The organism is Amycolatopsis sp. NPDC059235, from assembly GCF_042754125.1.
GTDB lineage: Bacteria > Actinomycetota > Actinomycetes > Mycobacteriales > Pseudonocardiaceae > Amycolatopsis > Amycolatopsis albidoflava.
Map to the genome: position 1 here is coordinate 24,512 of NZ_JBHZAG010000073.1, position 26,981 is coordinate 51,492.

At 70.5% G+C, this 26,981-nt stretch carries 23 protein-coding genes; 13 read left to right on the plus strand and 10 right to left on the minus strand.

Annotated elements, in window-relative coordinates; genetic code table 11:
- Nucleotides 1–116 precede the first annotated feature (116 nt).
- Nucleotides 117–2,978, plus strand: a complete 2,862-nt coding sequence (gene uvrA / locus ACFXI3_RS35095) for an excinuclease ABC subunit UvrA (RefSeq protein WP_378405439.1) — start codon at nt 117–119, stop codon at nt 2,976–2,978.
- Nucleotides 2,979–3,078: 100 nt separating this feature from the next.
- On the opposite strand, the gene ACFXI3_RS35100 is transcribed toward uvrA, so the two are convergent.
- Nucleotides 3,079–3,723, minus strand: a complete 645-nt coding sequence (locus ACFXI3_RS35100) for a fibronectin type III domain-containing protein (protein ID WP_378405441.1) — start codon at nt 3,721–3,723, stop codon at nt 3,079–3,081.
- Between the two features lie 115 nt (nt 3,724–3,838).
- Between ACFXI3_RS35100 and ACFXI3_RS35105 the strand changes: the two genes are divergently transcribed.
- Complete coding sequence (locus ACFXI3_RS35105; RefSeq protein ID WP_378405443.1) at nt 3,839–4,309, plus strand: SRPBCC family protein; 471 nt, start codon at nt 3,839–3,841, stop codon at nt 4,307–4,309.
- Between the two features lie 63 nt (nt 4,310–4,372).
- On the opposite strand, the gene ACFXI3_RS35110 is transcribed toward ACFXI3_RS35105, so the two are convergent.
- A complete protein-coding gene (locus ACFXI3_RS35110) occupies nt 4,373–5,812 on the minus strand; it encodes an MFS transporter (protein WP_378405445.1) in 1,440 nt (479 codons plus the stop codon).
- Nucleotides 5,813–5,928: 116 nt separating this feature from the next.
- Here ACFXI3_RS35110 and ACFXI3_RS35115 point away from each other — a divergent pair, with 116 nt between their 5' ends.
- Nucleotides 5,929–6,330, plus strand: coding sequence for a helix-turn-helix domain-containing protein (locus ACFXI3_RS35115; RefSeq protein WP_116204536.1), 402 nt, complete (start codon nt 5,929–5,931; stop codon nt 6,328–6,330).
- A 7-nt stretch (nt 6,331–6,337) separates the two neighbouring features.
- Here ACFXI3_RS35115 and ACFXI3_RS35120 read toward each other — a convergent pair whose 3' ends face one another.
- From ACFXI3_RS35120 to ACFXI3_RS35135, 4 genes are all read right to left on the minus strand, one after another.
- Entirely contained in the window at nt 6,338–6,847 is a 510-nt protein-coding gene (locus ACFXI3_RS35120) for a flavin reductase family protein (RefSeq protein ID WP_378405447.1), read from the minus strand.
- The gene (locus ACFXI3_RS35125; RefSeq protein WP_378405448.1) at nt 6,844–8,127 is read right to left on the minus strand and encodes a cation:proton antiporter; all 1,284 of its coding nucleotides are present in this window, start codon (nt 8,125–8,127) and stop codon (nt 6,844–6,846) included. The genes ACFXI3_RS35120 and ACFXI3_RS35125 overlap by 4 nt, the downstream gene beginning before the upstream one ends.
- Nucleotides 8,128–8,153: 26 nt before the next feature.
- A complete protein-coding gene (locus ACFXI3_RS35130) occupies nt 8,154–9,707 on the minus strand; it encodes a tryptophan halogenase family protein (protein ID WP_378405450.1) in 1,554 nt (517 codons plus the stop codon).
- 158 nt (nt 9,708–9,865) lie between these two features.
- Nucleotides 9,866–10,921, minus strand: coding sequence for a pyridoxal phosphate-dependent aminotransferase (locus ACFXI3_RS35135; RefSeq protein ID WP_378405452.1), 1,056 nt, complete (start codon nt 10,919–10,921; stop codon nt 9,866–9,868).
- Between the two features lie 137 nt (nt 10,922–11,058).
- Between ACFXI3_RS35135 and ACFXI3_RS35140 the strand changes: the two genes are divergently transcribed.
- On the plus strand, nt 11,059–11,892 hold the full coding sequence (locus tag ACFXI3_RS35140) for an MBL fold metallo-hydrolase (protein WP_344286515.1): 834 nt from the start codon (nt 11,059–11,061) through the stop codon (nt 11,890–11,892).
- A 5-nt stretch (nt 11,893–11,897) separates the two neighbouring features.
- Here ACFXI3_RS35140 and ACFXI3_RS35145 read toward each other — a convergent pair whose 3' ends face one another.
- Complete coding sequence (locus ACFXI3_RS35145) at nt 11,898–12,368, minus strand: MarR family winged helix-turn-helix transcriptional regulator (protein WP_378405454.1); 471 nt, start codon at nt 12,366–12,368, stop codon at nt 11,898–11,900.
- Nucleotides 12,369–12,462: 94 nt separating this feature from the next.
- On the opposite strand from ACFXI3_RS35145, the gene ACFXI3_RS35150 reads away from it, so the two are divergent.
- Nucleotides 12,463–13,851, plus strand: a complete 1,389-nt coding sequence (locus ACFXI3_RS35150; protein WP_344286519.1) for an MFS transporter — start codon at nt 12,463–12,465, stop codon at nt 13,849–13,851.
- Nucleotides 13,852–13,867: 16 nt separating this feature from the next.
- On the opposite strand, the gene ACFXI3_RS35155 is transcribed toward ACFXI3_RS35150, so the two are convergent.
- Nucleotides 13,868–14,836 carry a LysR family transcriptional regulator gene (locus ACFXI3_RS35155; protein ID WP_378405456.1) on the minus strand — a complete coding sequence of 323 codons (969 nt, stop codon included), beginning with the start codon at nt 14,834–14,836 and terminating at the stop codon, nt 13,868–13,870.
- 192 nt (nt 14,837–15,028) lie between these two features.
- Between ACFXI3_RS35155 and ACFXI3_RS35160 the strand changes: the two genes are divergently transcribed.
- Genes ACFXI3_RS35160 through ACFXI3_RS35175 form a run of 4 tightly spaced genes read left to right on the plus strand, consistent with a single transcriptional unit; the run spans nt 15,029 to nt 20,187 of the window.
- Nucleotides 15,029–16,264, plus strand: a complete 1,236-nt coding sequence (locus tag ACFXI3_RS35160; RefSeq protein ID WP_378405458.1) for an acyl-CoA dehydrogenase family protein — start codon at nt 15,029–15,031, stop codon at nt 16,262–16,264.
- Nucleotides 16,261–17,751: an aldehyde dehydrogenase family protein gene (locus ACFXI3_RS35165; protein WP_378405460.1), complete on the plus strand. Its 1,491-nt coding sequence runs from the start codon at nt 16,261–16,263 to the stop codon at nt 17,749–17,751. The genes ACFXI3_RS35160 and ACFXI3_RS35165 overlap by 4 nt, the downstream gene beginning before the upstream one ends.
- On the plus strand, nt 17,729–19,333 hold the full coding sequence (locus tag ACFXI3_RS35170) for a thiamine pyrophosphate-dependent enzyme (RefSeq protein WP_378405462.1): 1,605 nt from the start codon (nt 17,729–17,731) through the stop codon (nt 19,331–19,333). The genes ACFXI3_RS35165 and ACFXI3_RS35170 overlap by 23 nt, the downstream gene beginning before the upstream one ends.
- A gap of 8 nt (nt 19,334–19,341) precedes the next feature.
- Nucleotides 19,342–20,187 (plus strand): hypothetical protein, encoded by an 846-nt coding sequence (locus tag ACFXI3_RS35175; protein WP_378405464.1) that lies wholly within the window; start codon nt 19,342–19,344, stop codon nt 20,185–20,187.
- Nucleotides 20,188–20,205: 18 nt separating this feature from the next.
- On the opposite strand, the gene ACFXI3_RS35180 is transcribed toward ACFXI3_RS35175, so the two are convergent.
- Entirely contained in the window at nt 20,206–20,847 is a 642-nt protein-coding gene (locus tag ACFXI3_RS35180; protein WP_378405466.1) for a DUF6875 domain-containing protein, read from the minus strand.
- A 165-nt stretch (nt 20,848–21,012) separates the two neighbouring features.
- On the opposite strand from ACFXI3_RS35180, the gene ACFXI3_RS35185 reads away from it, so the two are divergent.
- Nucleotides 21,013–22,038 carry a BTAD domain-containing putative transcriptional regulator gene (locus ACFXI3_RS35185; RefSeq protein ID WP_378405468.1) on the plus strand — a complete coding sequence of 342 codons (1,026 nt, stop codon included), beginning with the start codon at nt 21,013–21,015 and terminating at the stop codon, nt 22,036–22,038.
- A 92-nt stretch (nt 22,039–22,130) separates the two neighbouring features.
- Here the strand turns inward: ACFXI3_RS35185 and ACFXI3_RS35190 are convergent, their stop codons facing one another.
- Complete coding sequence (locus tag ACFXI3_RS35190; RefSeq protein WP_378405470.1) at nt 22,131–23,504, minus strand: cation:dicarboxylate symporter family transporter; 1,374 nt, start codon at nt 23,502–23,504, stop codon at nt 22,131–22,133.
- A gap of 165 nt (nt 23,505–23,669) precedes the next feature.
- Here ACFXI3_RS35190 and ACFXI3_RS35195 point away from each other — a divergent pair, with 165 nt between their 5' ends.
- From ACFXI3_RS35195 to ACFXI3_RS35205, 3 genes are all read left to right on the plus strand, one after another.
- Nucleotides 23,670–25,274 (plus strand): sensor histidine kinase, encoded by a 1,605-nt coding sequence (locus ACFXI3_RS35195; protein ID WP_344286523.1) that lies wholly within the window; start codon nt 23,670–23,672, stop codon nt 25,272–25,274.
- Nucleotides 25,271–25,939 (plus strand): response regulator, encoded by a 669-nt coding sequence (locus ACFXI3_RS35200; RefSeq protein ID WP_344286526.1) that lies wholly within the window; start codon nt 25,271–25,273, stop codon nt 25,937–25,939. Before ACFXI3_RS35195 ends, ACFXI3_RS35200 begins: the two co-directional genes overlap by 4 nt.
- A gap of 97 nt (nt 25,940–26,036) precedes the next feature.
- Nucleotides 26,037–26,804: an SDR family NAD(P)-dependent oxidoreductase gene (locus ACFXI3_RS35205; protein ID WP_378405472.1), complete on the plus strand. Its 768-nt coding sequence runs from the start codon at nt 26,037–26,039 to the stop codon at nt 26,802–26,804.
- The last annotated feature ends 177 nt before the right edge of the window (nt 26,805–26,981 follow it).

Genomic DNA, 26,981 nt, shown 5'->3' on the forward strand with positions numbered 1-26,981 from the left:
CCAGGCAGAACACGTGCGGTCCGGTTTTTGTCGGTGGTCGTCCCTACCCTGGGCACGTCCGTCGGCACCGGATCTCCCGGCGGGCCACCGAGCAGAACGATGGAAGGGACGAAGGCGTGGCTGATCGCCTCGTTGTTCGCGGAGCGCGCGAGCACAACCTCCGCGGCGTGGATCTCGATCTGCCCCGCGACAGCATGATCGTGTTCACCGGCCTGTCCGGATCGGGCAAGTCGAGTCTTGCCTTCGACACGATCTTCGCCGAGGGGCAGCGGCGGTACGTGGAGTCGCTGTCGGCGTATGCCCGGCAGTTCCTCGGGCAGATGGACAAGCCGGACGTCGACTTCATCGAGGGCCTCTCGCCCGCGGTGTCGATCGACCAGAAGTCGACCTCGCGCAACCCGCGGTCGACCGTCGGCACCATCACCGAGGTCTACGACTACCTGCGGCTGCTCTACGCCCGCGCCGGCAAGGCGCATTGCCCCAAGTGCGGCGAGGCGATCAGCAAGCAGACCCCGCAGCAGATCGTCGACCAGGTGCTGGAAATGCCCGAGGGCACCAAGTTCCAGGTGCTCGCGCCGGTCGTGCGCGGGCGCAAGGGCGAGTACCTCGACCTGTTCCAGAACCTGCAGCAGCAGGGCTACGCGCGCGTGGTCGTCGACGGCACGGTGCATCCGCTCACCGATCCGCCGAAGCTGAAGAAGCAGGAAAAGCACCAGATCGGCGTGGTGATCGACCGGCTCGCGGTCAAGACCAGCGCCCGGCAGCGGCTCACCGATTCGGTGGAAACGGCGCTGCGGCTGGCCGACGGCCTGATCGAACTCGACTTCGTCGACCTGGACGAGAACGACCCGCACCGGGTGCGCGGCTTCTCCGAGAACCTGGCCTGCCCCAACGGCCACCCGCTGGCGATCGAGGACCTCGAACCCCGGTCGTTCTCCTTCAACTCGCCCTACGGCGCGTGCCCCGAGTGCACCGGCATCGGCATCCGCAAGGAGGTCGACCCGGAGCTGGTGGTGCCGGACGACGAGCTGTCGCTGGCCGAGGGGGCCATCGCGCCGTGGGCGGGCGGGCAGAGCGCCGACTACTTCCTGCGGCTGCTGGAATCGCTGTCGGAGGCGGTCGGGTTCCGCATGGACACGCCGTGGCGGCGGCTCCCGGCGAAGGTGCAGAAGGCGGTGCTGCACGGCGTCGACGAGCAGGTGCACGTCCGCTACCGCAACCGGTACGGCAGGCAGCGCTCGTACTACGCGGCCTTCGAGGGCGTCATCCCGTTCCTGGAGCGCCGCCTCGAGCAGACCGACTCGGAGTACATGCGCGAGCGGTACGAGGGCTACATGCGCGAGGTGCCGTGCCCGGCGTGCCAGGGCACCCGGCTCAAGCCGGAAATCCTCGCGGTCACGCTGGAGCACGCGACGCAGGGCGACCGGTCGATCGCCGAGGTCTGCGCGCTGTCCATCGCGGAGGCGTCGGAGTTCCTCGACCACCTGGTGCTCGGCAAGCGCGAGACGATGATCGCGGGCGCGGTGCTGAAGGAGATCCAGGCGCGGCTGCGCTTCCTGCTCGACGTCGGGCTCACCTACCTGTCGCTCGACCGCGCGTCCGGCACGCTGTCCGGCGGCGAGGCGCAGCGCATCCGGCTGGCGACGCAGATCGGCTCCGGCCTGGTGGGCGTGCTGTACGTGCTGGACGAGCCGTCGATCGGCCTGCACCAGCGCGACAACCACCGGCTCATCGAGACGCTGACCCGGCTGCGCAACCTCGGCAACACGCTGATCGTGGTCGAGCACGACGAGGACACCATCCGGGCCAGCGACTGGGTGGTCGACATCGGCCCGGGGGCGGGCGAGCACGGCGGGCACATCGTGCACAGCGGCCCGTACAAGAAGATCCTGAAGAACAAGGATTCGATCACCGGCGCGTACCTGTCCGGGCGGCGGCAGATCGAGATCCCGGCGATCCGCCGGCCGGTCGACAAGAAACGGCAGCTCACCGTGGTGGGCGCGCGCGAGCACAACCTGCGCGGCATCGACGTGTCGTTCCCGCTCGGCTGCCTCGTGTCGATCACCGGCGTGTCCGGGTCGGGCAAGTCGACGCTGGTCAACGACATCCTCGCGCAGGTGCTGGCGAACAAGCTCAACGGCGCGCGCCAGGTCCCGGGCCGCCACACCCGGGTCAACGGCCTCGCGAACGTCGACAAGCTGGTGCGCGTCGACCAGTCGCCGATCGGCCGCACGCCGCGCTCCAACGCTGCCACCTACACCGGCGTGTGGGATCACGTGCGCAAGCTGTTCGCCGCCACCACCGAGGCGAAGGTCCGCGGGTACCAGCAGGGCCGCTTCTCGTTCAACGTCAAGGGCGGGCGCTGCGAGGCGTGCGCGGGCGACGGCACGATCAAGATCGAGATGAACTTCCTGCCGGACGTCTACGTCCCGTGCGAGGTGTGCAAGGGCGCCCGGTACAACCGGGAAACGCTCGAGGTGCACTACAAGGGCAAGACGGTGTCCGACGTGCTGGACATGCCGATCGAGGAAGCCGCCGAGTTCTTCGAGCCGATCAAGGCGATCCACCGGCACCTGCAGACCCTCGTCGACGTCGGCCTCGGCTACGTCCGCCTGGGCCAGCCCGCCCCGACCCTGTCCGGCGGCGAGGCCCAGCGCGTGAAGCTGGCGAGCGAACTGCAGAAGCGCTCCACCGGCAAGACCGTCTACATCCTCGACGAGCCGACCACCGGCCTGCACTTCGAGGACATCAGCAAGCTGATCGGCGTGATCAACGGCCTGGTGGACAAGGGAAACACGGTGATCGTGATCGAGCACAACCTCGACGTGATCAAGACGTCCGACTGGATCGTGGACATGGGACCGGAGGGCGGTTCCGGCGGCGGCACGGTGATCGCCGAGGGCACGCCCGAACAGGTCGCGGCCACCGAGGGGAGCTACACCGGCGAGTTCCTCGCGGATGTGCTGAACCCGGCCTGACGCGGCCTGCCCGCACCCAGCCGCACTACGCGATGACGCGAGACGGCAAAGAGCCGCCCGGTTCCGTATCGGGCGGCTCTTTGCTGCGCGGCGGAAGGAATCAGTCCTTTCCGGTCGTGCGCTCGACGACCGGGGAGAGCGGGCCGTAGGAGAGGGCGCGGACCCGGAAGACCGAGCCTTGTTCGCCAGGCAAGAGTGACAGCGCGCATTGCGTCGCGTTGGGATCGGTCACCTCGACCGGGGTGAAGTCCGATGTGTCCGGACGGCGGATTTCCAGCAGGAAACCGGCTTCGTCGGCCGAGCGGTCGGACCACGCGAAGTGCAGGCTCTGGTCCGGTGCGGGTGTCGCGGTCAGGTTGGCCGGGGCGGACTGCGAAGCCGACGTCGCCGGAGGAGCAGCGGTGCCGGGTGCCGGCGTGCCGCCCGTCGAAACGGTCTCCGATACCGGACCGGCGAAAGAACGGACTCGGTAGTAGAACGGCGTTTCCGGGATCAGGTTCGGATGGGTATAAGAAGTCTGGCCGTGCGGAAGGTACTGCAGCGCGGTCCACAGGCCGTCGGCGGCGTTGGCGTATTCGAGGAGGTAGCCCGCCGCGGCCGGGTCGGGCGGCCAGTGCAGGACGACGTCCGTCGGCGAGGTGAGGGTCGCGGTGAAAGTCGGCGCGGCTGGCGGCGCGGGGGAGCCGCAGCCGACTAGCGTCGCGGTCAGCAGTGCGGCCAGGGCGATTCGGGCGGCTGATGGCACGGCCAAGCCTCCTCGACGGTTCAGGCGGCGGCGTACCCAAGGGATGGCCAGCCTAGGAAACGACGGTCAAGATCGACAAGCGCGTGTTCCGCTGATCGGGAGAGAGGGGCGGACTGTGGTCCTTGAGAAGAAGGACGCCGAGTACTCGTTCCGGAGCGACTGGTGGCTGCCGACTCTCCCGGGACGGGTGTTCGACGCGATCGTCGACCTCGAGTCCTATCCGCGGTGGTGGCCGGACGTCCAGTCGGTGCGCCGGGTCGACGACGACACCGCCCAGATCGTCTGCCGTTCCCGGCTGCCGTACCGGATCGTCATCGCGATGCGCCGGGAGCAGCAGGACGCCGCGGGGCTGCGGGTGCGGGTCCGGTTGAGCGGGGACCTCGACGGGGTGCTCGCCGGGGCGATCCACGCCGAGGGCGAGGGCTCCCGGCTGGAGATCACGCAGCACGTTCAGGTGCGGAAACCGTTGCTGCGCAGGCTGGACGTGGTCGCCCGGCCGTTCTTCCGCGCCAACCACGCGTGGATGATGCGGCGGGGCCACCACGGGCTGGCCGGCTACCTCGCGGCGACCGGGCGAGCGACTTAGCGCCGCGGTCTCGTGAGTGGCGATCCCGGTGGGAGCCGGCATCGCCACTCACGACGCACCAGGTCAGGATGCGACCGGTTCGGCGGGGGTGTCCGCGGGAGCCGCAGCGACTCGGCGGCCCAGGATCACTGCGGCGAGGATCGCGGCGAGCGCGGTCAATCCGGCGCTGAAGCCGTACGCCACCCGGAATCCCGACGCCAGCGCCTCCTTCTCCGAAGCACCCCCGCTCAGCATCTCGGCCGTCCGGGTCGCGGCGGCAGTGGCCAGCACGGCCGTCCCCAGCGCGCCGCCGACCTGCTGCGTCGTGGTGATCAACCCGGACGTCACGCCGGAGTCCTCGGGGGTCGCCGCGGACATCGCCAAGCCCATCAGCGCCGGGATAGCCATCCCCGCCCCGGCGCCCATCAGGATCAGCGACGGCAGCACGTGCGACGCGTATCCGCCAGAAGTCTGGACCTGGGTCAGGTACAGGAAAGCGACCGACGTCGTCAGCAGGCCCGCGACCAGAACCGCGCGCGGGGAGAAGCGGGTGTTCAGCCAATCGGCCAGGCCGAGCGAGAACGCGGCGATCATGACCGGCGTCGGAACGAAGGCGAAACCCGTTGTGAGCGCGTCGAAACCGAGAACCTGCTGCAAGTACAGCGCGGTGACGAACTGGAATCCGAGGAACCCGGCGACCATCACGACCATGGTCAGGTTGGCGCCGCTGATCGCGCGCACCCGGAGCAAGCGCAGCGGCAGCAACGGGATTCGCGTCCGGGCTTGGCGCAGCAGGAAAAGCAGGAGCAAGACCACGGCGGACACAAGCGTCGCGATCGTCAGGAACGTCCAGCCCGCGTCGCCTGCTTGCACGATGCCCAGCACCAGCAGCATCACGCCGGCGGTGACCAGCAGCGCGCCCAGGACGTCGATGCCGGTGCGCAGGCCGAGACCACGGTCAGAGGCGACGACCAACGGCGTCAGCACAAGCGCGGCGATGCCGATGGGCAGGTTGATGTAGAAGGTCCAATGCCAGTCCAGCCCCTGGGTAAGCGCGCCTCCGGCGACCATCCCGATCGACGCGCCCGCGGCCTGGGTGAAGCTGTACACGCCGATCGCGCGGACCCGGGCGCGCGGCTCGGGATAGAGCGTCACGATCATTCCCAAGACGACCGCCGACGTCAGAGCCCCGCCGACGCCTTGAACAAACCGCGCGACCACCAGCGTGGTCGCGTTCGGCGAAAGGCCGGCAGCCAGCGAAGCGGCGGTGAAAACCACGATGCCGACGAGGAAGACCCGCCGCCGTCCGGCCAGGTCGCCCAGGCGTCCGGAGAGCAGGAGCAGGCCGCCGAACGCGACGAGGTAGGCGTTGACCACCCAGGCGAGCCCGGGCGCGCTGAACCCGAGGTCGGTCTGGATCACCGGCAGGGCGACCGCGACGATCGAGCTGTCGAGCACCACCATCAGCGAGGCGGCCGACAGCACGGCGAGCGCCGCGCCGCGATGCCGAGCGGTTTCGGGCATGACAAAGTCCTCCATAACCGGCACAGGGGAGAGTTTCCGCTGGTCGTGGCCAGGGCATCTCTTGTTACAGTGCCCATCATGTGTGACCATGGAGGACTGCGGAAGGAGGCACTTTCATGTCCCAGGGGAACATCGCTGTGACCGACGAGGCCACGGACTTCGACCCGGCGAAATTCGCGGTGTGCACGGTGATGGAGGTCGTGAACCGGATCAGCGGGAAGTGGGTGATCGGCATCCTGCTGGAAGCGACGCGCGGCCCGGTGCGGTTCACCGAACTCGAACGCTCGGTGCAGGGGATCAGCCGCCGAATGCTCACTCTCACCCTGCGAAACCTGGAACGCGACGGCCTGCTGACGCGCACGGTCTACCCGACGGTCCCGCCGCGCGTCGAGTACGAGGCGACCGAGATGGCCCGCGAACTGTACGACTCGCTGTCCGGCCTGGTCGACTGGGCGGAACGACACCGCGAGGCGATCGCGGTGTCGCGGCAGGGATACGACGGCCGCACTGCTTGCTGAAAGGGGCTCAGTGCGAAGGCCAGGCGTGATAGCGCCGGCGGCCGTAGAGCAGCGGCCGGTGCCCGTCCTGTTCCTCGACGGTCTCGACCTCGCCGAACACCACGACGTGGTCGCCGACCGGCTCCGTCTTGCTCACGCGGCAGCACGCGATCACGTGCGCGTCGCGGACGAGCCGGGGACCGCCGTTCGCGCCGGCTGCCCAGGTGACGTGGTCGAACCGGTCGGCGGCGCCGGAGGCGAAGAGCTCGGCCACCGCGCGGGCCTTGCTGTGCAAGAAGTTGACGGCGAAGATCTTGCCGCCGGTCACCGCCTTCAGCGTGGGCCCGACGCGCAGGCAGACCAGCAGGGTCGGCGGGGCCAGCGTCACGCTGCACACCGCTGAGCATGTCATGCCGACCGGCTCGCCTGCCTCGTCGAGCGCGGTCACCACCGCGACCCCGGTGGGGAAACTGCGCATCATCGACCGGAAGCCGTCCAGCAGGCTCTCGTCGGTGAGCTTCTTGAGGGAGTTGGTCATCGCACACCGCTTCCGGACGAAGGGTGCGCCGGCACCGCGGCGCCCCGGGTTTCGATTCTGTCGGCGAGCGCCAGCAGCGGGCCCGTCATGGCGGTGGCCGCCAGTGCCAGCACCAGCAGGGAGAAGAAGAGCGCGTCGGAGATGATTCCGGCGCTGTAGCCCACTTGCAGCACCACGAGTTCGGTCAGTCCCCGGGTGTTCACCAGTGCCCCGAGCCGAAAGGCCGTCAGCCGGGAGTGCCCGCCCAGCCGCGCGCCCGCGTAGCCGCCCAGCAGTTTCGCCAGAAGGCCGGCGACGAGCACCGCGACGACGAGCAGCGGGGGAGTGGCGCCGAACGCGGTGAGGAACACGTTCACCCCGGTGATCACGAAGAACAGCGGCACGAGCCCGCGCCCGGTCGCCGCCACGGGCCGGACCGCATCCCGCCACGGGGACGAGGCCTCGGCCGGGAGCACCGCGCCGACGAGCACCGCGCCCAGGATGGCGGTCATTCCCAGCCGTTCCGCGGAGAACGCCGCGGCCAGTGCCAGCACGGCGAGGACCGCCGCGGCGCCGCGCGGCGACCGGGCGCACCAGGCACCGGCCTTGCCGGTGCGCAGCAGGCGGTGCAGGATCGCCGCCACGACCGCCGCACCGGCCACGACGACCAGCGCCCGGACGAACCCGGCCGAACTTCCGCTGGCGAGCCCGACCGCGACCGTCAGCAGGAGCCAGGCGGCGCTGTCGACGAGAAGCGCGGTCTTCAGCGCGATCCGGCCCACCGGCACCTCGACGAGCCCCCGGTCGGCCAGGATCCGCGCCAGCACCGGCGCGGCGGTGACCGAGAACGCGACCGCCAGGAACAAGACGAACGCGCCGGCCGGGGCCGTGCCCCGCAGCGGCGGCTGCCCGGACGCGCAGATCCACCACGCCAGTGCCGCGCCCGCGAGCAGCGACGGAACGAACGCGCCCGCCGCCGTCCACGGAAGCGAGCGGCGTTCGGCGGGGCTGGTGCTGACCCGGGACCCGTGGGTCAGGCCGGTCAGGAACAGCACCACCCCGGCCGTGGCGAGGATCTTGAGCACCTCGAGAACGTCGGGCGGGAGCACCGTCCGGAGCGCCGCCGGTCCGGCGAGGCCGACGACGACCGGCCCGGCGAGCACCCCGCACAGGATCTCGCCGACGACCTCGGGCTGCCGGAGCCGCCGGGCGGCGAACCGGCCGGCGGCGGCCACCAGAAGGACCGCGGCGACGGCCGCGCCGACGTGGAGCGAGCGGGCGAGCAGCCCGAGGATGTCCATCGCGGTCCTTTCGACGACCCGGCCGCTCAGCCGCGCATGTGGGCGAAGTAGTCGTACGGGGTGGGCAGGGACCGGACCAATTCGTCGCCCTTCAGCCGGATTTCCTCGAATTCCTTCTTCGCGCTGCTCACGTCGGCGAGATCGAGTGCGGGGGAGTGCCGGAGGGGAATCCCGCCCATCCCGAGCAGGATGCACATGTACGAGTAGGGCGGAAGTCCATGGTAGTAGGGGAAAACCGTTTCACTGTCGGGCAGTTGGGTCTTCCACATCTCGATGCGCTCTTCGAGCCCGTCCGGGGCGACCCGCGTTTTGGCGTCGCGCCAGTACTGCGTGTCCGACCGCGCGGCGGCCTTGTAGTGCAGGACCAGGAACTCGCGCACGCCGTCCATCACGTGTGCGACGGCGTCGTTGTAGCGGGCGGTCTGCACGGGATTCCACCCGGCGGCGGGGAAGTTCTTCACCAGCTGCTCCACCGCGTGGTGGATGAAGAAGATGCCGGTGGATTCGAGCGGTTCGACGAAACCGCTGGAAAGGCCGACGGCCACGCAGTTGCGCACCCAGGAGTTGCGAGTGCGGCCGATCCGCATCCGGATGTGGTTGGCCTCGACCTCCGCGGCCTCCGGCCCGACGTGCGCGCGCAGGGTGCGCTCAGCCTCCTCGGGCGTGCAGTAGTCCTTGGCGTAGACGTAGCCGGTGCCGATCCGGCCGAAGAGCGGGATCGTCCAGATCCAGCCCGCGTCCTGCGCGGTCGCCGTGGTGCACGGGCGGATCCCGCGTTCGCGCATGTCGAACGGGACCTGCAGGGCCACCGCGCTGTCGTTGGGCAGCATGTCCTGATAGGACTGGAACGGCTCGTCGAGCGCCTTGTTGATCAGCAGGCCGCGGAAGCCGGTGCAGTCGATGAACAGGTCGCCTCCGACGATGCCGTGCTCGGCGGTGCGGACGCCGGTGATCCAGCCGCGCTCGTCCAGCAGCACCTCCTGCACGTCGTCCACGATGTGCTTCGCGCCGCGGTCGGTCGAGTACCGGGTGAGGAACTTCGCCAGCAGCGCGGCTTCGAAGTGGTAGGCGTAGGGGAACTGGGTCTTTCCCTGGTGCTCCGACATCGTGAGCCCGCGCGGTTCGGCGGCGTGCTCGTCGTAGGACTGTTCGAGCATCAGGCCGTTGAGGTGGCGCGGGCTGCGTTCGGCGTCGCACACCGAAGCCATGACGAAACAGTCCTTGTCGAAGCGGTCGGTCTCGCCCGCCTTGAGCCACCAGTCGGTGAGCGGGAATCCGTCGACCGAGCCGACCTGTTCGAACGGGTGGTAGAAGTGGTGACCGGGCTTGCGCCAGTCCTGGAAGCGCACCGCGAGCTTGTAGGTGGCGTTGCACTCGGGCATCCACTCCTCTTCCCTGAGGTCCAGGAACTCGAAGAAGTGCCGGATGTCGCTGAACGTCGCCTCGCCGACGCCGATCGCGCCCACCTTGCCGGATTCGACCAGGGTGACGGAGACGCGGTCGCCGAACGCCGCCTTGAGGTACGAGGCCGTCATCCAGCCCGCGGTCCCCCCGCCGACGATAACCACGTTGTTGATCATGCGTTTCCCTCCAGTAGGTGACCGGTCGGCCGGTCGTTTCCGGTAGAAAGCCTTGCGACCGCACGCGAGCGCGGCCGGTCTCCGGACGCTCGCGTTCCCGGGCGCACGGCTCGGCGCCCCGCGAGCGGAACTCGCGGCGGCGCGGGGGATGCCTGGCGTCAGCTGTCCGCGGGAATCCTCCGCGCGACCCTGCCGAACACTTCGGCGAACCTGTCCATTTCGGACGGTGGACCGATGGTGACCCGGATGCTGTCCGGGGCGCCCCACGACCCGAGCGGCCGGACGAAGACGCCCTCGGCCGCCAGCGATTCGGCGACCGCGCGAGCGTCGCCGACCCGCACCTGGACAAAGTTCGCCACGCTCGGCAGCGGGGCGAAGTCGAGCGCGCGCAGGCGGGACACCAGCAGCTCCCGGCCCGCGGCGGTGGCCGCGCGGCGTTCGGCTATCTCGTGCTCCGGCGCGTCGAGGGTGGCCAGCGCCGCGGCCGCCGCCGGCCCGTTGACGTCGTAGGGGACCTGGATTTTCCGGGCGGCTTCGGCGATTTCCGCGGGCAGCACCCCGAAACCGACCCGGAGGCCGGCGAGGCCGAAGATCTTCGAGAACGTCCGGAGCACCGCGACCGGCCGGTCCTCCGAGCAGAACTCCTTGATGGAGTCGGGATATCCGGGATCCTCGACGTAGTCGAAGTAGGCTTCGTCGATCACCGGGAGCACGTGTGCCGGCAGCGCGTCGAGGAAGGCGCGCACCTCGTCGCGGGCGACCATTCCGCCGGTGGGGTTGTTGGGATTGGTGACATAGGCCAGTTTCGTCCGCGGCGTCACCGCCGCGAGCAGGCCGTCGAGATCGTAACTGCCGTGTTCGGTCAGCGGCACCGGAACCGCGGTGGCGCCCCGGTTCGCCGTTTCGAGCCGGTAGGCGACGAACGTCGGATGGCCGAACACCACCTCGTCGCCGGGGCCGAGCAGGCACAGGGACAGGTAATGGATCACCGCCGTGCTGCCCGCGGCCACCACGATCCGCTCCGCCGGGATCCCGTACCGCGCGCCGATCGCCCGGCGCAGGGCGCCCGTGCCCGCCTCCGGGTAGCGGTTGCCGCGCTCGGCCGCCTCGGCGATCGCGCGCCGGGCGGCGGCGACCGGGCCGAAGATTCCCTCGTTCTGGGCAAGGTGCGCCACCGGGACCGGCGCCGGTTCACGGCGGGGCTGTTCGGGCATGCGCTAGCCTCCGAAGGTCGGGGGAGATCGTCACCCCATTTGAACCCGGAGCCGGCGGCTCGGCGACGGTTGTTCGCAAAATCCCATGCAGTCCGCATTTTTCGGCTGCTCCTCGCGATGAACGCACAGGAGGACGGATGCGCACCGAAGTCGTGACACTGGGAACCGGAGGGGGACCGACGCCGAAGCCCGGCCGCAGCGCGCCCTGCCACGCCGTCCGGGCCGGGCAGGCGACCTATCTGGTGGACTGCGGCAATGGCGTCGCCCGCCAGCTGGTGGCGGCCGGGATCCCGCTCGGCTCGCTCGCGGCGGTGTTCGTCACGCACCTGCATTCCGATCACACGGCGGATCTCGGATTCCTGTTCCAGGCGGCGTGGTCCCGGCTGCGCGCGCCGGTCGACGTGCTGGGGCCGCCGCCGCTGGCGGACATGGTCGGGCACTTCTTCGGTTTCCAGGCCTACGACATCGCGACCCGGATCCGGGACGAGGGGCGCCCGCCGCTGCGGCCGTTCCTGCGGGAGCGCGAGATCTCCGGCCCCGGGGTCGTGCACGAGGACGCCCGGGTGCGGGTCACCGCCGCGCTCGTCGACCATCCGCCGGTGGTCCCCGCGTTCGGCTATCGCTTCGACACCGAGGACAGGTCGGTCGTTTTCTCCGGCGACACCGCGTACTGCGCGAACCTGGCGAAGCTGGCCGAGGGAGCGGATGTGCTTGTCCACGAAGCGGTTTACCCGCCGGCGCTGGAAGACGGCGCGGGCGGTTTCGGGGGACCGGCGTTCCGCGAACGCATGCTGCGGGCGCACAGCACGGTCGGCGACGCGGCGCGGACCGCCGAGGAGGCCGGGGTCGCGACGCTGGTGCTGACGTCGTTGTTCCCGCCGGACGGAGTGCCGGACGAGGTGTGGAAGTCGGCCGCGCGCCGGGAATTCGGCGGCGAGGTCGTGGTGGCGACGGACCTGATGGTGCTGTGAGCGCGTCAGGCGCTCGTGGTCCACCGCGTCGACAGCTTGTCCAGCAGGCCGCGCAACTGCTCGTACTCCGCCGCCGACAACGCGGCGAAGACGTCGTGGCGCAGGCCGCCGACTCGTTCGTCCGCGGCGGCGAGCAGGCGCTGCCCGCTCTCGGTGAGCTCGACCAGGTAGACCCGGCGGTCCTTCAGGTCGCGGCGGCGCTCGGCCAGGCCGCGGCCCTCGAGCTGGTCGACGAGGTCGACGATGGTGCTCGAGTCCACGCGGAGCCGGGCGGCGAGATCCTTCTGCGCCAGCGGCCCGCACACGCCGAGCATGCGCAGCACGCTGTGGTGCGCGCCGCGGATGTCGAGGGACGCGAAGGTCGCGTCGGTGTCCTTGCGAACGGCTTCGGCGACCTTGCTCAGCAGACAGTCGACCCGGTCCGAGAGCTCCTCGGGGACGAGCGGCCGCCCCTCGGTCCCGGTGGTTCGAGTCATGTGTCCTCCGTTCGACTCCCAGATTGAACCACAGCGACATCGGAGGACAGTCCAATCGTTGTGCACCCAACTATTGGGTGTTAATCTCGCCGTCGTGGTCAACGACACTGGGGTACGACCGGGCAAGGTGCTGGCCGCCGTCTGCCTGGGATACGGCATGATCATCGTGGACACCACGATCGTCAACGTCGCCATTCCGACGATGCAGGCCAGCCTGCGCACCGGCATCGACACCATGCAGCTCGTGGTCGACGGGTACGTGGTGATCCTGGCGAGCCTGCTGCTGGCCGGCGCCGCGCTGAGCGACCGGTTCGGCGCTTCGAAGATCTTCCGCGCGGGCGTAGCGCTGTTCGGCATCGCCTCGGCGCTGTGCGGGGTCGCGCCCAACGGGCCGTTCCTGGTGGCGGCGCGGATGCTGCAGGGACTCGGCGCGGTCCTGCTGGTTCCGTCCTCGCTGCTGGTGCTCACCGCGGCCTACACCGACGCCAAGGCGCGGGCGCGGGCGATCGCGGTCTGGGCCACGGTGGCCGGCAGCCCCGCGGCGTTCGGCCCGATCCTGGGCGGGCTGGTCGTCGACACCCTGGGCTGGCGAAGCATCTTCTACGTCAACGTCCCGCTGGCGGCGATCGCCCTGCTGCTCACCCAGCGGGGCCTGCCTGCCTTGGCTCCCAACAAATCCCGCCGGCAGGACGTCCCCGGCCAGCTGCTGGCCGTCCTGATCCTGTCGGGCCTCGCCCTGGCGCTGACCGAGGGCCATCAGCAGGGCTGGACGGCTCCGCTGCCGGTGATCGCGTTCGCCGTCGCCGTGGCCGCCGGAGCGGCCTTCGCGGTCCGGCAGCGGACGGCCGCCGAGCCGATGCTTCCGGCGGATCTGTTGCGGGCGCCCGGTTTCCGCGGTTTCGCGTCGGTGGGCGTGCTGCTTTTCGCCGGCTACTACGGCATGGTGTTCGTGCTCAGCGTCTATCTGCAGGACGTGCGGCATTTCGCGCCGTGGCAAGCGGGGCTGAGCTTCCTGCCGTCGGCGCTGCCCATCACCCTGATGCCGTTGGTGGCGGGGCGGCTCGTCGGCCGGATCGGCCCGGCCAGGGTCCTGGTCGCCGGGCTGGTCCTCACCGTGGCGGGCGGGGCGGCGCTGGCGCTGTTCGGCGGGAGCGGCATGGTGCCGTTGAGCGTCGCGCTTTTCTTGCTGGGCTGCGGGTTCGGGCTTTCCGCGGTTCCGCAGATCACCCTGGTGATGGAGACCGCGCCCGCCGGCCGCACCGCGCTGGCGAGCGGGCTGCTCAACGCGGCGAGGCAGTCGGGCACCGTGCTCGGCGTCGCGGTGCTCGGCGGGCTCCAGACCGGCGGCGGTCTCGGCACACCGTCCTTTGTGGCCACCGCGATGTTCGTGGCCATGCTGGTGTTCGCGCTCGCGGCCGCCCGGGCGCTGCGTCAGGCCGCCGCGCGCCGGGCGGAACGGGAACAGTTGGCCGAGAAGGTCTGACCGGTGCACGGCGCGCTCAATGAACCTCGGCGAGCGCGCCGTCCCGCCGCGGCGTCGCGGCGGGAGTTTCGACATGGCTGCGCGCGAGGATCGAGCGCAGTGCCGTGACGAGCGCGCGGGAACTCCGGCTCGGCCGGGAGTCCGCCATCATCGTCACCCCCATGGAGATCGTCGGCACGTCGTCGAGGATCTCGACCACTGAGACCCGCCCGCCGTCGTAGGTCATCGGAGTCGCCACCCGTTGATTGAAGATGGCGACGCCGACGCCGCCCGCGACCAGTCCGCGCATCGTCTCGAAGCTGGTGGTTTTGGCGGCGGGCGGCAGTTTCGAACGGGTCTGGCTGATCAATTGTTTTTGCAGCTGGTGCGTGTGCGGCAGGTCCAGGATGACGAACGCCTCGCCGGCCAGGTCGGCCAGCCGCACGCTTCCGGACCGGGCCAGCGGATGCGAGTCCGCCATCAGCACGTGCGGCCGCAATCGGACCAGTTCGGTGAATACCAGTTCGTCGCTCAGCCCGAGATTGTAGGTCAGCGCGATTTCGCACGCGCCTTCGCGCAGCATCCGGTGCAGCGGGTCGACGTCGGCCTCGTGAATCCGGATCGACAACTGCGGATGGCATTCTCGCATCCGGCGGACCAGCGGGGGCACGAGAAACGGCGTCAGCGTCGTAAAGCACCCGATGTCCAGATGTCCGCGAACCTCTTCCTTTGTTTCTTCGCGGTACTGCTGGAATTCTCGCGCCGACCGGAGCATTCCCCTGGCCTGCGCCAACAGCCTGCGGCCGTGCGAGGTCAGCACGATTCCCTTGGCGCGCTGGCGAAGGAAGAGCTGTGTTCCCAGTTGTTGTTCGAGCCGCTGGATCGCGGCGGACAGCGTCGACTGCGAGATGTGCAACCGCTTCGCGGCGTTCGAGATGCTACTGGTCTCGGCCGCGGTGACAAAATACTGCAACTGGGTGAAGCTAAAATTGATCTGACCGGTCACGGTTCCCCCCATGGAACATCATCGCTTCGATCGATGCGGGCGTGCGGAATTTTCGGTTTGACTCCTCCGATTTGGTGCTCAGTATAGTGGAAAAGCGGTCGCGACGGTGCTTCCGGGACGACGTGACAAGGGTATTGCGTTCTGTCTTTCCGTGTGATCCGCACTTCATCTTTCCGGTTTCCTGGAGGCGTAATGCGGCAGTGCCTGACCGAACGTCAGCGTCTTTTCGTCCGAATGGCCGAAGAACTGGCCGAGAAGTTCGCCCCGCGTGCGGCCGGCCACGACACCGACAACACGTTCCCGGTCGAGAACTACGAGGATATGCGGGAATCCGGTTTTCTCCGGTTGTCCGTTCCGGGGGAATTCGGGGGGTTCGGCGCCACCCAGGCCGAGATCCTGCCCGCGCTGGAACGTCTCGCCATGGGAGACGGGGCGACCGCGCTGGCGGTGACGATGCACATCTCGCCGCTCGGCCAGTGGGCGGCGGTGTGGCGCCGGACGGGATCGGAGAAGGTGGCCGAGATTCTCCGGCTCGCCGGCGCGGACAAGCTGGTGTGGGCCTCGCTGGGCGCCGAGGCGGGCGCGCCCAACCGGATGTCCGACGCGCGCTCGACCGCGGTCAAGGTCGACGGGGGATATCTGGTCAACGGCAGGAAGACCTTCGGCACCAACACCGCCGTGGCCACCCACTGCTCGACGACGGCGCGGCTGGAGGACGCCGAAGGCGGGCCCCGGCTGATGCTGTTCTGCGTCGCGCTCGACGATCCCGCCGTCCGGATCCACCCGACCTGGGACGTCATGGGAATGCGGGGCACGCAGAGCAACGACGTCGAGTTCGCCGACCTGTTCGTGCCCGACGACGCGGTGCTGCACTCGCTGCCGGTCGGCCATCTCGACGGGCACATCGTGGAGACGGTCTTCGCCTGGTCGATGCCGGCGTTCGGCGCGGTGTACACCGGGGTCGCGCTCGGCGCGCTGGAGTGGGTCAAGGCTCAGGCCGCCGGGCGCGGCCGGACGACCGATCCCTTGGTGCAGAACACTATCGGCGAATGCGAGATCCTCGTCGAGACCTCGCGGTCGGTGCTGAGCCGGCACGCGGCCGACTACGGTTCGCGGGCGCTGTTCGACCAGCTTTCGGTCCAGGAAAGCCTGGCGCGCAGCGCGTTCGCGAAGTACGTGTGCGTCAACAACGCGGCCAGAGTGGTCGACCTCCTCGTCGAGGTGGCCGGCGGTGCGGGCTACAGCCGCAGGCTCCCGTTCGAACGCATGTGGCGCGACGTCCGGGCCGGCCTGATCATGCCGCTGTCCAACCAGCCCGCGCGGCAGTTGATCGGCCAGACCTCCTTCGGCATCGAGACCGCTCCCACGGTCGCCGTCGCGGAGCCCGCCCCGGAACCGGCGACGGGTCTGTCCGCGGTGACCGGATGACGGGGCGGCCGGAGGAGGATCCGCGGATCGCGAAGCTCGCGTCGTCGGTCTACATCGGCGGTCGCTGGGAGGCTTCGGCGGACGAAACGCCGATGGCCGTGGTCGATCCGTCTGACGGATCGACGGTGGCCGAGGTCCCCGCGGGCGACCCCAGCGACGTCGACCGGGCGGTCGACGCCGCCCGCGCGGCGTTCGGGAGCTGGTCGGCGCTGCCGGTGCGCGAACGGGCGGAAATGGTGGCACGACTGGGAGAAGGCCTGCGGGAGCGCGGCGAAGAGCTCGCGCGCACCATCACGCGCGAGATGGGGACGCCCATCACCGAGAGCAGGCAGGCGCAGGTTCCGCTCGGGGTGCGGACGTTCCGACGCACGGCCGAACTCGCCGCCAGTTTCGCCTTCGAGGAACGGCTCGACGACTGTGTCGTGCGGCACGAACCCGTCGGTGTGGTCGCCGCCCTCGTGCCCTGGAACTACCCGCTCTACCTGACGGCAACCAAGGTCGCGCCCGCGCTCGTCGCCGGGTGCCCCGTCGTGCTCAAGCCGAGCGAGATCGCCCCGTTGAGCGCGGTCCACCTCGCGGACGTCGCCGACGAAGCGGGACTGCCGCCCGGTGTGCTGAACGTGCTTTCCGGCGGCGCGGCGGTGGGCGCCGCGCTCGCCGGGCATCCCGGGGTCGACGCGGTGTCGTTCACCGGCTCGGCGGCGAACGGGCGCTCGGTCGCCGCGGCCGCGGGGGCCGCGTTGTCGCGGGTGACCCTGGAGCTGGGCGGGAAATCCCCCAGTGTCGTGCTGCCCGGCGGCGACCTCCCGGCCGCCGTCGCGGCGACGGTGCGGAAGGGATTCCAGAACGCGGGACAGACCTGCGCCGCGCTGACCAGACTGCTGGTTCCGCGCGCGAGGCTGGCCGAGGCCGAGGAAATCGCGGAAGCGCAGGCTTCGCGCTACGTCGCGGGCACACCGCTGGATCCGGACACGACGTTGGGCCCGCTGGGCTCGGCCGCCCAGCGCGACCGGGTCGAGACGTTCGTCCGCTCGGGGATCCGTTCCGGCGCGCGGCTGGTGACCGGCGGCCCCGGCGCTCCGGAGGGCTTCGGCGGCGGCGCCTACGTGCGTCCGACGGTTTTCTCCGACGTCGATCCGGGCGCGGAGATCGCGACCGAGGAGATTTTCGGGCCAGTACTGGTGATTCTGGCTTACGAGACGGAGGAACAGGCGGTGGCGCTGGCGAACGCCACGGCCTCGGGGCTGGCCGCGGCGGTCTGGGCCGCGGAGGAGGAGCACGCGATGCGGGTCGGGCGGGCGATCCGCGCGGGCAGCGTGGCGATCAACGGCGCTCCGACGCACCCCGACGCTCCCTTCGGCGGTTTCAAGCAGTCGGGCTTCGGCCGGGAGCGCGGCCGGTACGGGATCGCGGAGTTCCTCGCCACCCAGACGACGCACAGGACACGGACGGAAGGGACTGCCGATGCGGGCGCTCACCGGAGGTGAGGCGGTCGTCGAGGCGTTGGCGGCCGAGGGGTTCGACACGCTGTTCGGCCTGCCGGGCGTGCAGAACGACTGGCTGTACAACGCTTTGTTCGACGCACAGGACCGGATCCGGGTGGTGCACACCCGGCACGAGCAGGGCGCGATGTACCTCGGCCTCGGCTACGCGCTGGCCACCGGACGCCCGGGGCTGGTCAACGTGGTGCCCGGCCCCGGGGTGCTGAACGCGGGCGCGGGGCTGGCCACCGCCTACGCGCTCGGCGCGCCGGTGCTGTTGCTGGCCGGGCAGATCCCCTCGGCGTCGATCGGCCGCGGGGCCGGCGTGCTGCACGAACTTCCCGACCAGCTCGGGATGTTGCGCTCGCTGACCAAATGGGCCGCGCGGATCGACAGCCCGGCGGGCGCGCCGGGGCAGGTGGCGCTGGCCCTGCAGCAGCTGCGCTCGGGCAGGCCCCGGCCGGTCGCCCTCGAAGTGCCGATGGACGTGCTGGAGCGCAGAGCACAGGTGACGCTGCCGCCGCCGCGGCTGCCGGAGCTGACGCTCCCGGTGGACACCGACCGGATCGAAGAGGCGGCGAAACTGCTGGGCGCGGCGACCTCGCCGATGATCATCGTGGGCGGGGGAGCGCACGGCGTCGCACCCGGCGTACGGCGCCTGGCCGAGCTGATCGAAGCACCCGTGGTGAGTTACCGCAGCGGCCGGGGAATCGCCGACAGCCGCGACTATCACAGCCTCGCCCAGCCCGCCGCACGGCCGTTGTGGCCGGACGCGGACGTGGTGCTGCTGCTGGGCACCAACGCGAGGGTGCCGTTGCAGAAGTGGCCTGCCGACGCGGAACGGAAGATCGTCCGCGTCGACGTGGACGCGGCGGCCATGGCCACCATCCGCCGGCCGGACGTCGGGATCACCGCCCGGCTGGAGGACGCGCTCCCGCTGCTGACCGACCGGGTCGAGGCGCACAACCGGGCACGCCCGTCCCGCGCCGACGAGCTCCTCGCGGCGAGGAAGGCATGGGAACAGCGCAGCGCCGTCCTGGAGCCGCAGCTTTCCTACCTCGCGGTGATCCGTGACGCGCTGGGCGAGGACGGCGTGTTCGTCGACGAGCTCACCCAGGTGGGATTCGCCAGCCGCATCACGTTTCCCGTCTACCATCCGCGCACGTTCATCACCACCGGCTACATGGGGACGCTCGGCTACGGATTCCCGACCGCGCTCGGGGTCAAGGCGGCGCGGCCGGACGTGCCGGTGATCTCGGTGACCGGGGACGGCGGGTTCCTGTTCGGCTCCTCGGAGCTGGCGACCGCGGTCCAGCACGGGATCGGCCTGGTGACGGTGGTGTTCAACAACAACCAGTACGGCAACGTCCAGCAGATGCAGCGCCGGGTCTACGGCAACCGGGTGATCGCCACCGATCTGGTCAACCCGGACTTCGTCGCGCTGTCCGAGGCGTTCGGCGCGGAGGCGTTCCGGGTGTCCTCGCCGGGCGAACTCGCCGTGGTGCTGCCGAAAGCCGTGGAGTCCGGCCAGCCGTGCGTCGTCGAGGTCCAGGTCGGGGACATGCCGAGCGTCGACCAATTCCGATGAGGAGTCCTGTGCGCCTGAAGCCGTTGATCGAGCCCGGTTCGGCGATCGGGAAGGCCTTCGCCGGGGCTGCCGCGCAGCGCCGGTTCGTCTTCTTCGCCGGGCTGCCCGGGGTCGGCAAGTCGTTGCTGATCCAGCAGTTCGCGTTGTCCGCCGCCGCCAGGGCGAGGCAGGTGCACCTGGTGCGCTGGGACGTCGTCCGCACGGTCTTCGAATCGCACCCGGCGGCGGCGCCGTTCGCCGAGGAGGCCGGGCAGACCCATCCGGTGATCCGCGCGGCCGCAGGGGCGTGGATGCGCGGCGCGCTCCGGCGGTGGCACCTCGCCCATCCCGGCCCCGCCGACCTCCTCGTCGGGGAGACACCGTTGCTGGGCAACCGGTTCCTGGCGCCGTCCCGGCGGGAACGGGATCCGGCCGAGGACCTGCTCGGCCCGGAGTCCGCGGAGTTCTTCGTGCCGGTCCCGTCGATCGCGGTGCGCCAGGGCATCGAACTGGCCCGCAGGCGGGACACGGCCCGGCCCCGCCACGCGCTGGAGCGGGCCAACGCCGATCCGGAGCTGCTCACCGGGCTGTGGCGCGAGATCGAGCGGGCGTGCGCGGCGCTCGGCATCCCCGCCGGGCCGCCCGGCTCGGGGTACCGGCCCGAGGTCTACGCGGCGTTGTTCGGCCGGGTGCTGCGGGCGAGGCGGCACGCGGTGCTGTCGATCGACGAGCTGCTTCCGGTCGAGATTTCGGCGCAGGAGCTGGGAAAGCACACCCGCGAGCTGGTGCCCGGCGACGGCGAGGTGGCGTCCGCGCTGTCCGAAGTGGACGAACGGGCCGCGGAGACGGCGGCCCGGGACTGGTTTCTCGGGTGAGCGCGGGCGGGCCGCCCGCTACGGCCGGGCGACCAGTTCGGACAGCTGCGACCGGACCCGCGCCGGGATGGCGGGGGCGAACTCCGCGAGGTAGGCGTCCACGTTGTCCCGGTTGCCGGCGAGGAAGGGAAGGTCGAAGGGAACCATGGTGCGCATGCCGAGCACCGGCAGCGGGGCCCGGAGCGGCCGGAAGTCGCTGTTCCACAGCCCCGGTTCGTCGCAGTGCGGGTGGAACTGGCCGATCATCAGGCCCTGCGCGACGAAGTCGCCCTGCAGCCGCGCCTGCAGGGCGTTGAGCTCCGCGGGGTCGTCCCGGTCGAATCCGGGCAGCACGATGACGATGGTGAGGTACGGCCGGTCCTTGTCGGAGAGTTCGGCGGACAGTTCGGCGTGCCAGTCCCGGTACCGCAGCACCTGCTTCGCGGTGCTTTCGCCGTCCCCGGCCTCGACCTTGGCGAGGAAGAAGAGCGAACGGTCCATTGACGGCTTCGAATACGGGCAGACCGGCCCGGTGCGGCCGAGTTCCGGGTGCCCTGGAACCAGGAAGTCCTGGCTCCAGCGGGCGATTTCGGCCAGCGCGTCGTCCGCCGCGGACGGCGGGGCGCCGCCGTCGCTCGCGTCCGCGATGGACCAAAGCGTCAAGTCGTCGCGTACCAACATGATTGCCCTCGTTCCCCCGTGTACGGGACACCCCAGCAGGACGGTTCGGCTGTGTGCCTTTCCCAGATTAGCGAAGAAATCCGCTGTGGAGCTGGACCGGCGCTGGATCGCGGCCGCCCGCCGGCCCGGCCCCCGGAACGGCCGTTGACCACGGTGAACACGGCCGTGGCAGCCGTCGGAAAGAGGCCGACCGGCAAGAGCGGAGGCAAAGCGGACGGTCCAGCGGCGTCCGCCTCTCCGCAGTTCGGCGAGGCCGTGCGCCTGCGGCGGGCGCGTGCCGGGATGACGCAAGAGGAACTGGCGCGGCTGGCCGGGCTGAGCGTGCGCGCCCTGCGGTACATCGAGCGCGGGCAGGTGCACCGGCCCCGGGCAGGCTCGGTGCGGCGGCTGGCCGCCGTTTTCGGCCTGGACCCGGACGATTGGGCGGAGCCCCGGCCCGCGCACCTGGCGATCCTCGGCCCGCTGGAACTCCGGCTAGGCGGACGTCCGGCGGATCCCGGGCCGCGCAAGCAGCAATGCCTGCTCGCGTTGCTCGCGCTGAAGGCGGGAGAGGTCGTCGGCACCGGGGAGATCATCGACGCGCTGTGGGGCGACGACCCGCCCGCCTCCTGTCACAACCTGGTGCACACCCACGTCGCGAGGTTGCGCAAGATCCTCGGCGCCGACGCCGGTGCGCCGGGGATCGAGCTGCGGACCGTCGGCGGCGGGTACCGGCTCGTCGCCGGCGTCGATCAGCTGGACGCGTTCCGGTTCGGCGCGCTGGCCGAACAGGCCGCCCGGGAACGCGGGACCGCTGCCGGGGAAACGCTCGCCCGCGCACTGGGGTGCTGGCGCGGCCCGGTGCTCGCCGGCCTGCCCGCCGGGATTCGCCGTCATCCGGCGGCGGTGGCGCTCGCCCAGCGCCGGATCTGGGCGGTGATGGCGCTCGCCGACCGGGAACTGGAGGGCAACGGCGCACCGCGAAGCCTGGCCGCGCTCCGGGAGCTCGCCGCGGAAGAGCCGTTGCACGAGGGCCTGCACGCCCGGCTGCTCCTGGTGCTCGCGGGCACCGGCCAGCAGGCCGAAGCCGTGCGATTGTACGGCGACGTCCGAGCCCGGCTGGTCCGCGAACTCGGCATCGAGCCGGGAGCGGAGTTGCGCACCGCCCATCAGCGCGTACTCCGGCAGGAAGTGCGGACCGGCCGGGGCTGACGCCCGTCTGGCCGCTGGAACAAAGAAGTGTGCCGTGGCGCGAGCAGGGGGAGGCTCGCACCACGGCACACTTCGCGGCCGCGCGGGTGACGCTAGGTCAGCGCGGCGCTCTTCTCCTGCTCGCGGCTGTCCCCGGGGGATGGGGCGGGGACGTGCTCGTCGAGCAGGGTGGCTTCGTCGAACGGCGCCTGCCCGGCGAACACCTGCTGCGAGCGTTCCCGGTCGAATTCCTTCATCCACGATCCGATGAGGACGGTCGCGACCGCGTTGCCCGCGAAGTTCGTCAGCGCTCGGGCTTCGGACATGAACCGGTCGATGCCGAGGATGAAGCCGACGCCGTCGACGAGTTCCGGGCGGTGCGACTGCAGGCCGCTGGCCAGGGTCGCGATGCCGGCGCCGCTGACGCCCGCCGCGCCCTTCGAGGCGATGATCATGAACAGCAGCAAGGTGATCTGCTCGCCGAGCGCGAGCGGCTGGTCCTGCGCGGTGGCGATGAACAGCGTCGCCATCGTCAGGTAGATCGCGGTGCCGTCGAGGTTGAACGAGTAGCCGGTGGGCACCGTGATGCCGACGACCGGCTTGCTGACCCCGAGGTGCTCCATCTTCGCGATCAGCCGCGGCAGTGCGGATTCCGAAGAGGACGTCGAGAGGATCAGCAGGAATTCGCGGCCGAGATAGCGCAGCAGGCTGAAGATGTTGACCCGCGCGCCGAGCCACAGCACCGCGCCGAGGACGCCGAACACGAACACCAGGCACGTCAGGTAGAAGCCGAGCATGATCACCAGCAGGCTGCGCAGCGCGCCCCAGCCGGTCGCGCCGACCACCGCGGCGATCGCGCCGAACGCGCCCACCGGGGCGGCCCACATGATCATCGACAGGATGCGGAACACCAGCCGCTGGATGTGCTCGATGCCGCGCAGGATCGGCTCCCCGCGCTTGCCGAGCTTCTGCAGCGCGAACCCGGCCAGCAGCGCCACGAGCAGCGTCTGCAGCACCTGGCCCTCGGTGAACGCGGACACGAAGGTCTTCGGGATGATCCCGAGCAGGAAGTCGACCCCGCCCTCGCCCTTGGCCTGCTGGTGCACCTTCGACACGTCGGCCGGGTTGAGGTGCAGGCCGCTGCCCGGGTGCAGCAGGTTGCCGACGACGAGCCCGATCGCGAGCGCGAACGTCGACATCACGATGAAGTAGACCAGCGCGGTGATGCCGACCTTGCCGACCTTCGCCGCCTTCGCGACCGAGCCGATGCCCAGCACGATGGTGCAGAAGATGATCGGCGAGATCATCATCTTGATCAGGTTGACGAAGCCGGTGCCCAGCGGGGCGAGGCTCTTGCCGACGGACGGCCAGAGCAGCCCGACCGCGACGCCCAGCACTACGGCAGCGATCACGGCCAGGTACAGGTAACGCGTGCGGTCGCGCTTGGGCGCGGCCGCTGTGCGGGACTCGGGGGTCGGTGTAGGCACCGTTGCCTCCAGCTCGGGTGGGGGGAACGCGGGTCACTATGCGGGGCGGATATGACCGGCGTCACCGTTGTGTTCATTGAGTTCGCGGCGGGAGGAGTCCGGTGTGGACTTCCCGGCGGCGGTGCCGGAGTGCCGCCGGACCCGGGTGTGTGCTGGTATGAGCGGGTGCCCCCGACACCTCGGATCCGGACGAGCCGCTGGAGCCTGGCCCGTCAGCTGCTTGTGCTGCAGCTGGCGATCTTGCTCGTGCTCGTCTCCGGCGGGATCACTATCGCCTATCTCGACGCCCGGCGCACGACGACCGACCGGGCCGGGGAGCAGTCGCTCGCGGTGGCCCGTTCGATCGCCGACGCGCCGGACGTCGCGCGGGCAGCGGCCACCGCCGACCCGACCGCGGAGCTGCAGCCGTACGCGCAACGGGTGCTCGTGGACACGCGGGTGGACTTCGTGACGATCATGTCGCCGCAAGGAATCCGTTACACGCACCCGAATCCGGCGTTGATCGGCCAGCGATTCCTCGGGCACATCGAAGCGGCGCAACAGGGCGGCGTGGTGTCTGAGACGTACACCGGTTCGCTCGGTCCGTCGGTGCGCGTGGTGGTGCCGGTGTTCGACGCGAACCATCGGGTGGTCGCGCTCGTCGCGGTGGGCATCACGATCGCGGCGATCTCGGCCGAGGTGCAAGAGCGCGTCTGGCCGTTGCTCGGGGTCGCGGCGGCAGTATTGCTAGTGGGCGCCTGCGGGGGCTGGCTGGTGAGCGCGCGGCTGAAGCGGCAGACACGCGGCATCGCGCCGGCTGAGCTGAGCAATCTCTTCGAGTACCACGAAGCGGTGCTGCATTCGGTCCGCGAGGGCGTGCTGCTGGTCGACCGAGACGGCCGGGTCGGGCTCTGCAACGACGGCGCCCGCACGCTCCTCGGGCTGAGCGGCGACCCGGTCGGGCAGCCGCTCGCCGACCTGGGGCTGTCGCCCGAGCTGACGGCGGCGTTCACCGCGCCGGAAAACCGCACCGAGGAACTGCATCTGACCGACTCGCGGGTGCTGGTCGTGAGCACCACGCTCGTCAGTTCCGGCGGTCGCGCGCAGGGCACCGTCGTGATCCTGCGCGACCACACCGAACTTCAGACGCTCACCGGTGAGCTGACCACCGCGCGCAGCCTCGCCGAAGCGCTGCGTTCGCAGGCGCACGAGGCCGCGAACCGGCTGCACACGGTCGTGTCGCTGGTGGAATTAGGGCGTCCCGAGGACGCCGTGGACTTCGCGACCGCCGAACTCGCGCTCGCACAGGAGCTCACCGATCGCGTGATGACCGCGGTCGCCGAACCGGTGCTGGCCGCGTTGCTGCTCGGCAAAGCCGCGGAGGCGAGCGAACGCGGCGTGGAGTTCACCATCACGCCGGACACGATGATCGACGACCTCGGCCCCGGCGTCGCCGGACGGGATCTGGTGACGATCCTCGGCAACCTCATCGACAACGGAATCGACGCGGTGGTGCGGGAATCCGGCGCACGCCCGGCGGTGGTGGTCACCGCACGGTCCGAAGAGGACGGTCTGCTGCTGCGCGTCGCGGACAACGGGCCGGGCGTACCGGAGGAAGCGGTGGGGGAGATGTTCCGCCGGGGCTGGTCGACGAAGGCGGGCGACGAGCACGGTCTCGGGCTGGCGCTGGTCGTGCAGGCGGTCCGGCGCTACGGCGGCACCATTGACGTCGGACGCGACGGCGGCGCGGTGTTCACCGTACGGTTGCCGAGGCAGGAGGTGTCGGCGTGATCCGGGTGCTGGTGGTGGAAGACGAGCCGGTGGCGGCCGAGGCGCATCGGCTGTACGTCGAGCGGCTGTCCGGATTCGTGGTCGCCGGGGTGGTGCATTCCGGCGGCGAGGCGCTGCGGTTCTGCGAACGCGAGCCCGTCGACCTGGTCCTGCTGGACTTCTACCTGCCGGACACGCACGGCCTCGCGGTCTGCCGTTCGCTGCGCGCGGCCGGGCTGCCGATCGACGTCATCGCGGTGACGTCCGCGCGTGACCTCGCGCTGGTCAAGGCGGCGGTCTCGGTCGGGGTCGTGCAGTACCTGCTGAAGCCGTTCACGTTCGCCTCGCTGCGGGACAAGCTGGAGCGCTACGCGTCGTTCCGCGAGGCGTCCGGCGAGGTCACCGGGCAGGCGGAGATCGACCGTGCGCTCGGCACGCTGCGCACCACCGAGTCCGCGCCGCTGCCGAAGGGCATGAGCGCGGAGACGCTGGACGCGATCACCGACGCGCTGGCCGGCGCTGGCGAAGGGCTGTCCGCCGGTGGTGCGGCGAGCGCGATCGGGGCGTCTCGCGTGACCGCGCGGCGGTATCTGGAGTACTTGGCGGACAACGGGCTGGCACAGCGCGAACCGCGATACGGGCAGGTCGGACGGCCGGAAGTCTGGTACCGGCTGAAGCCTGGCTGAGCGCTGACCGGCCCCGTCAGCGCTTCGTGCGCAGCCGGTAAGCGGACTCCCCGAAAGTGTGGACATCGAAGTTCACACCACTTCAGGGGAGCAAGAAATGACGAAGAAGATCGCACTGGTCACCGGCGGCGGCAAGGGCATCGGCCGGGCCATCGCGACGCGGCTGGCGAACGACGGCGCGCTGGTCGCCGTGCACTACGGCAGTGACGAAGCGGCAGCCAAGGACACTGTCGCGGCGATTGAAGCAAGCGGCGGGCAAGCGTTCGCGGTGCAGGCGACGCTGGGCGTCGACGGGGACGCGGCGACGCTGGTTGACCGGCTCTCGGCGGAGCTGCGCGAACGCACCGGCGAGGTCGCGCTCGACATCCTGGTCAACAACGCAGCGACCGGAGCCGGTTCGATCACCACGGCGACGCCGGAGGACTTCGACCGGGTGTTCGCGGTGAACGTGAAGGCACCGTTTTTCTTGGTGCAGCGGCTGTTGCCGGTCCTGCGGGACGGCGGCCGGATCGTCAACATCTCGTCCGGGGACACGCGGATCGCGTTGCCGTTCGAGCTGGCCTACAGCATGACGAAGGGTGCGCTCGACGTGTTCACCCGCACCCTGGCGCAGGAACTCGGCCAGCGGGGGATCACGGTGAACGCGGTCGCGCCCGGCCCGACGCCGACCGAACGCACCGCGCACATGTTCGCCGACGAGCGCATGCGGGCGGGGACGGCGGGGGCGTCCGCGCTGCGGCGGGTCGCTGATCCGGCTGACATCGCCGATGTGGTTGCGTTCCTGGCTTCGGCGGATTCGCGGTGGGTGACTGGGCAGGTTGTGGACGCTACTGGCGGGACGTTTCTTGGGCCGGCGGGGGTGTGATGGGTTATATGGCTCGGGTTTGCTGTCGCGGAGGTTTGGTGGGGTTGGGTTGGGGAGGTAGGTCACCAGCTGTGTTTTTGGCGCCGACTTCGTCGTCGCGGCGGGATCGCCTTTAAGTCGGCGTCTGGAGGTGCAGTGCACCCGGCCCGGGGGGCCGTGCGCACTGCACCTCCAGAC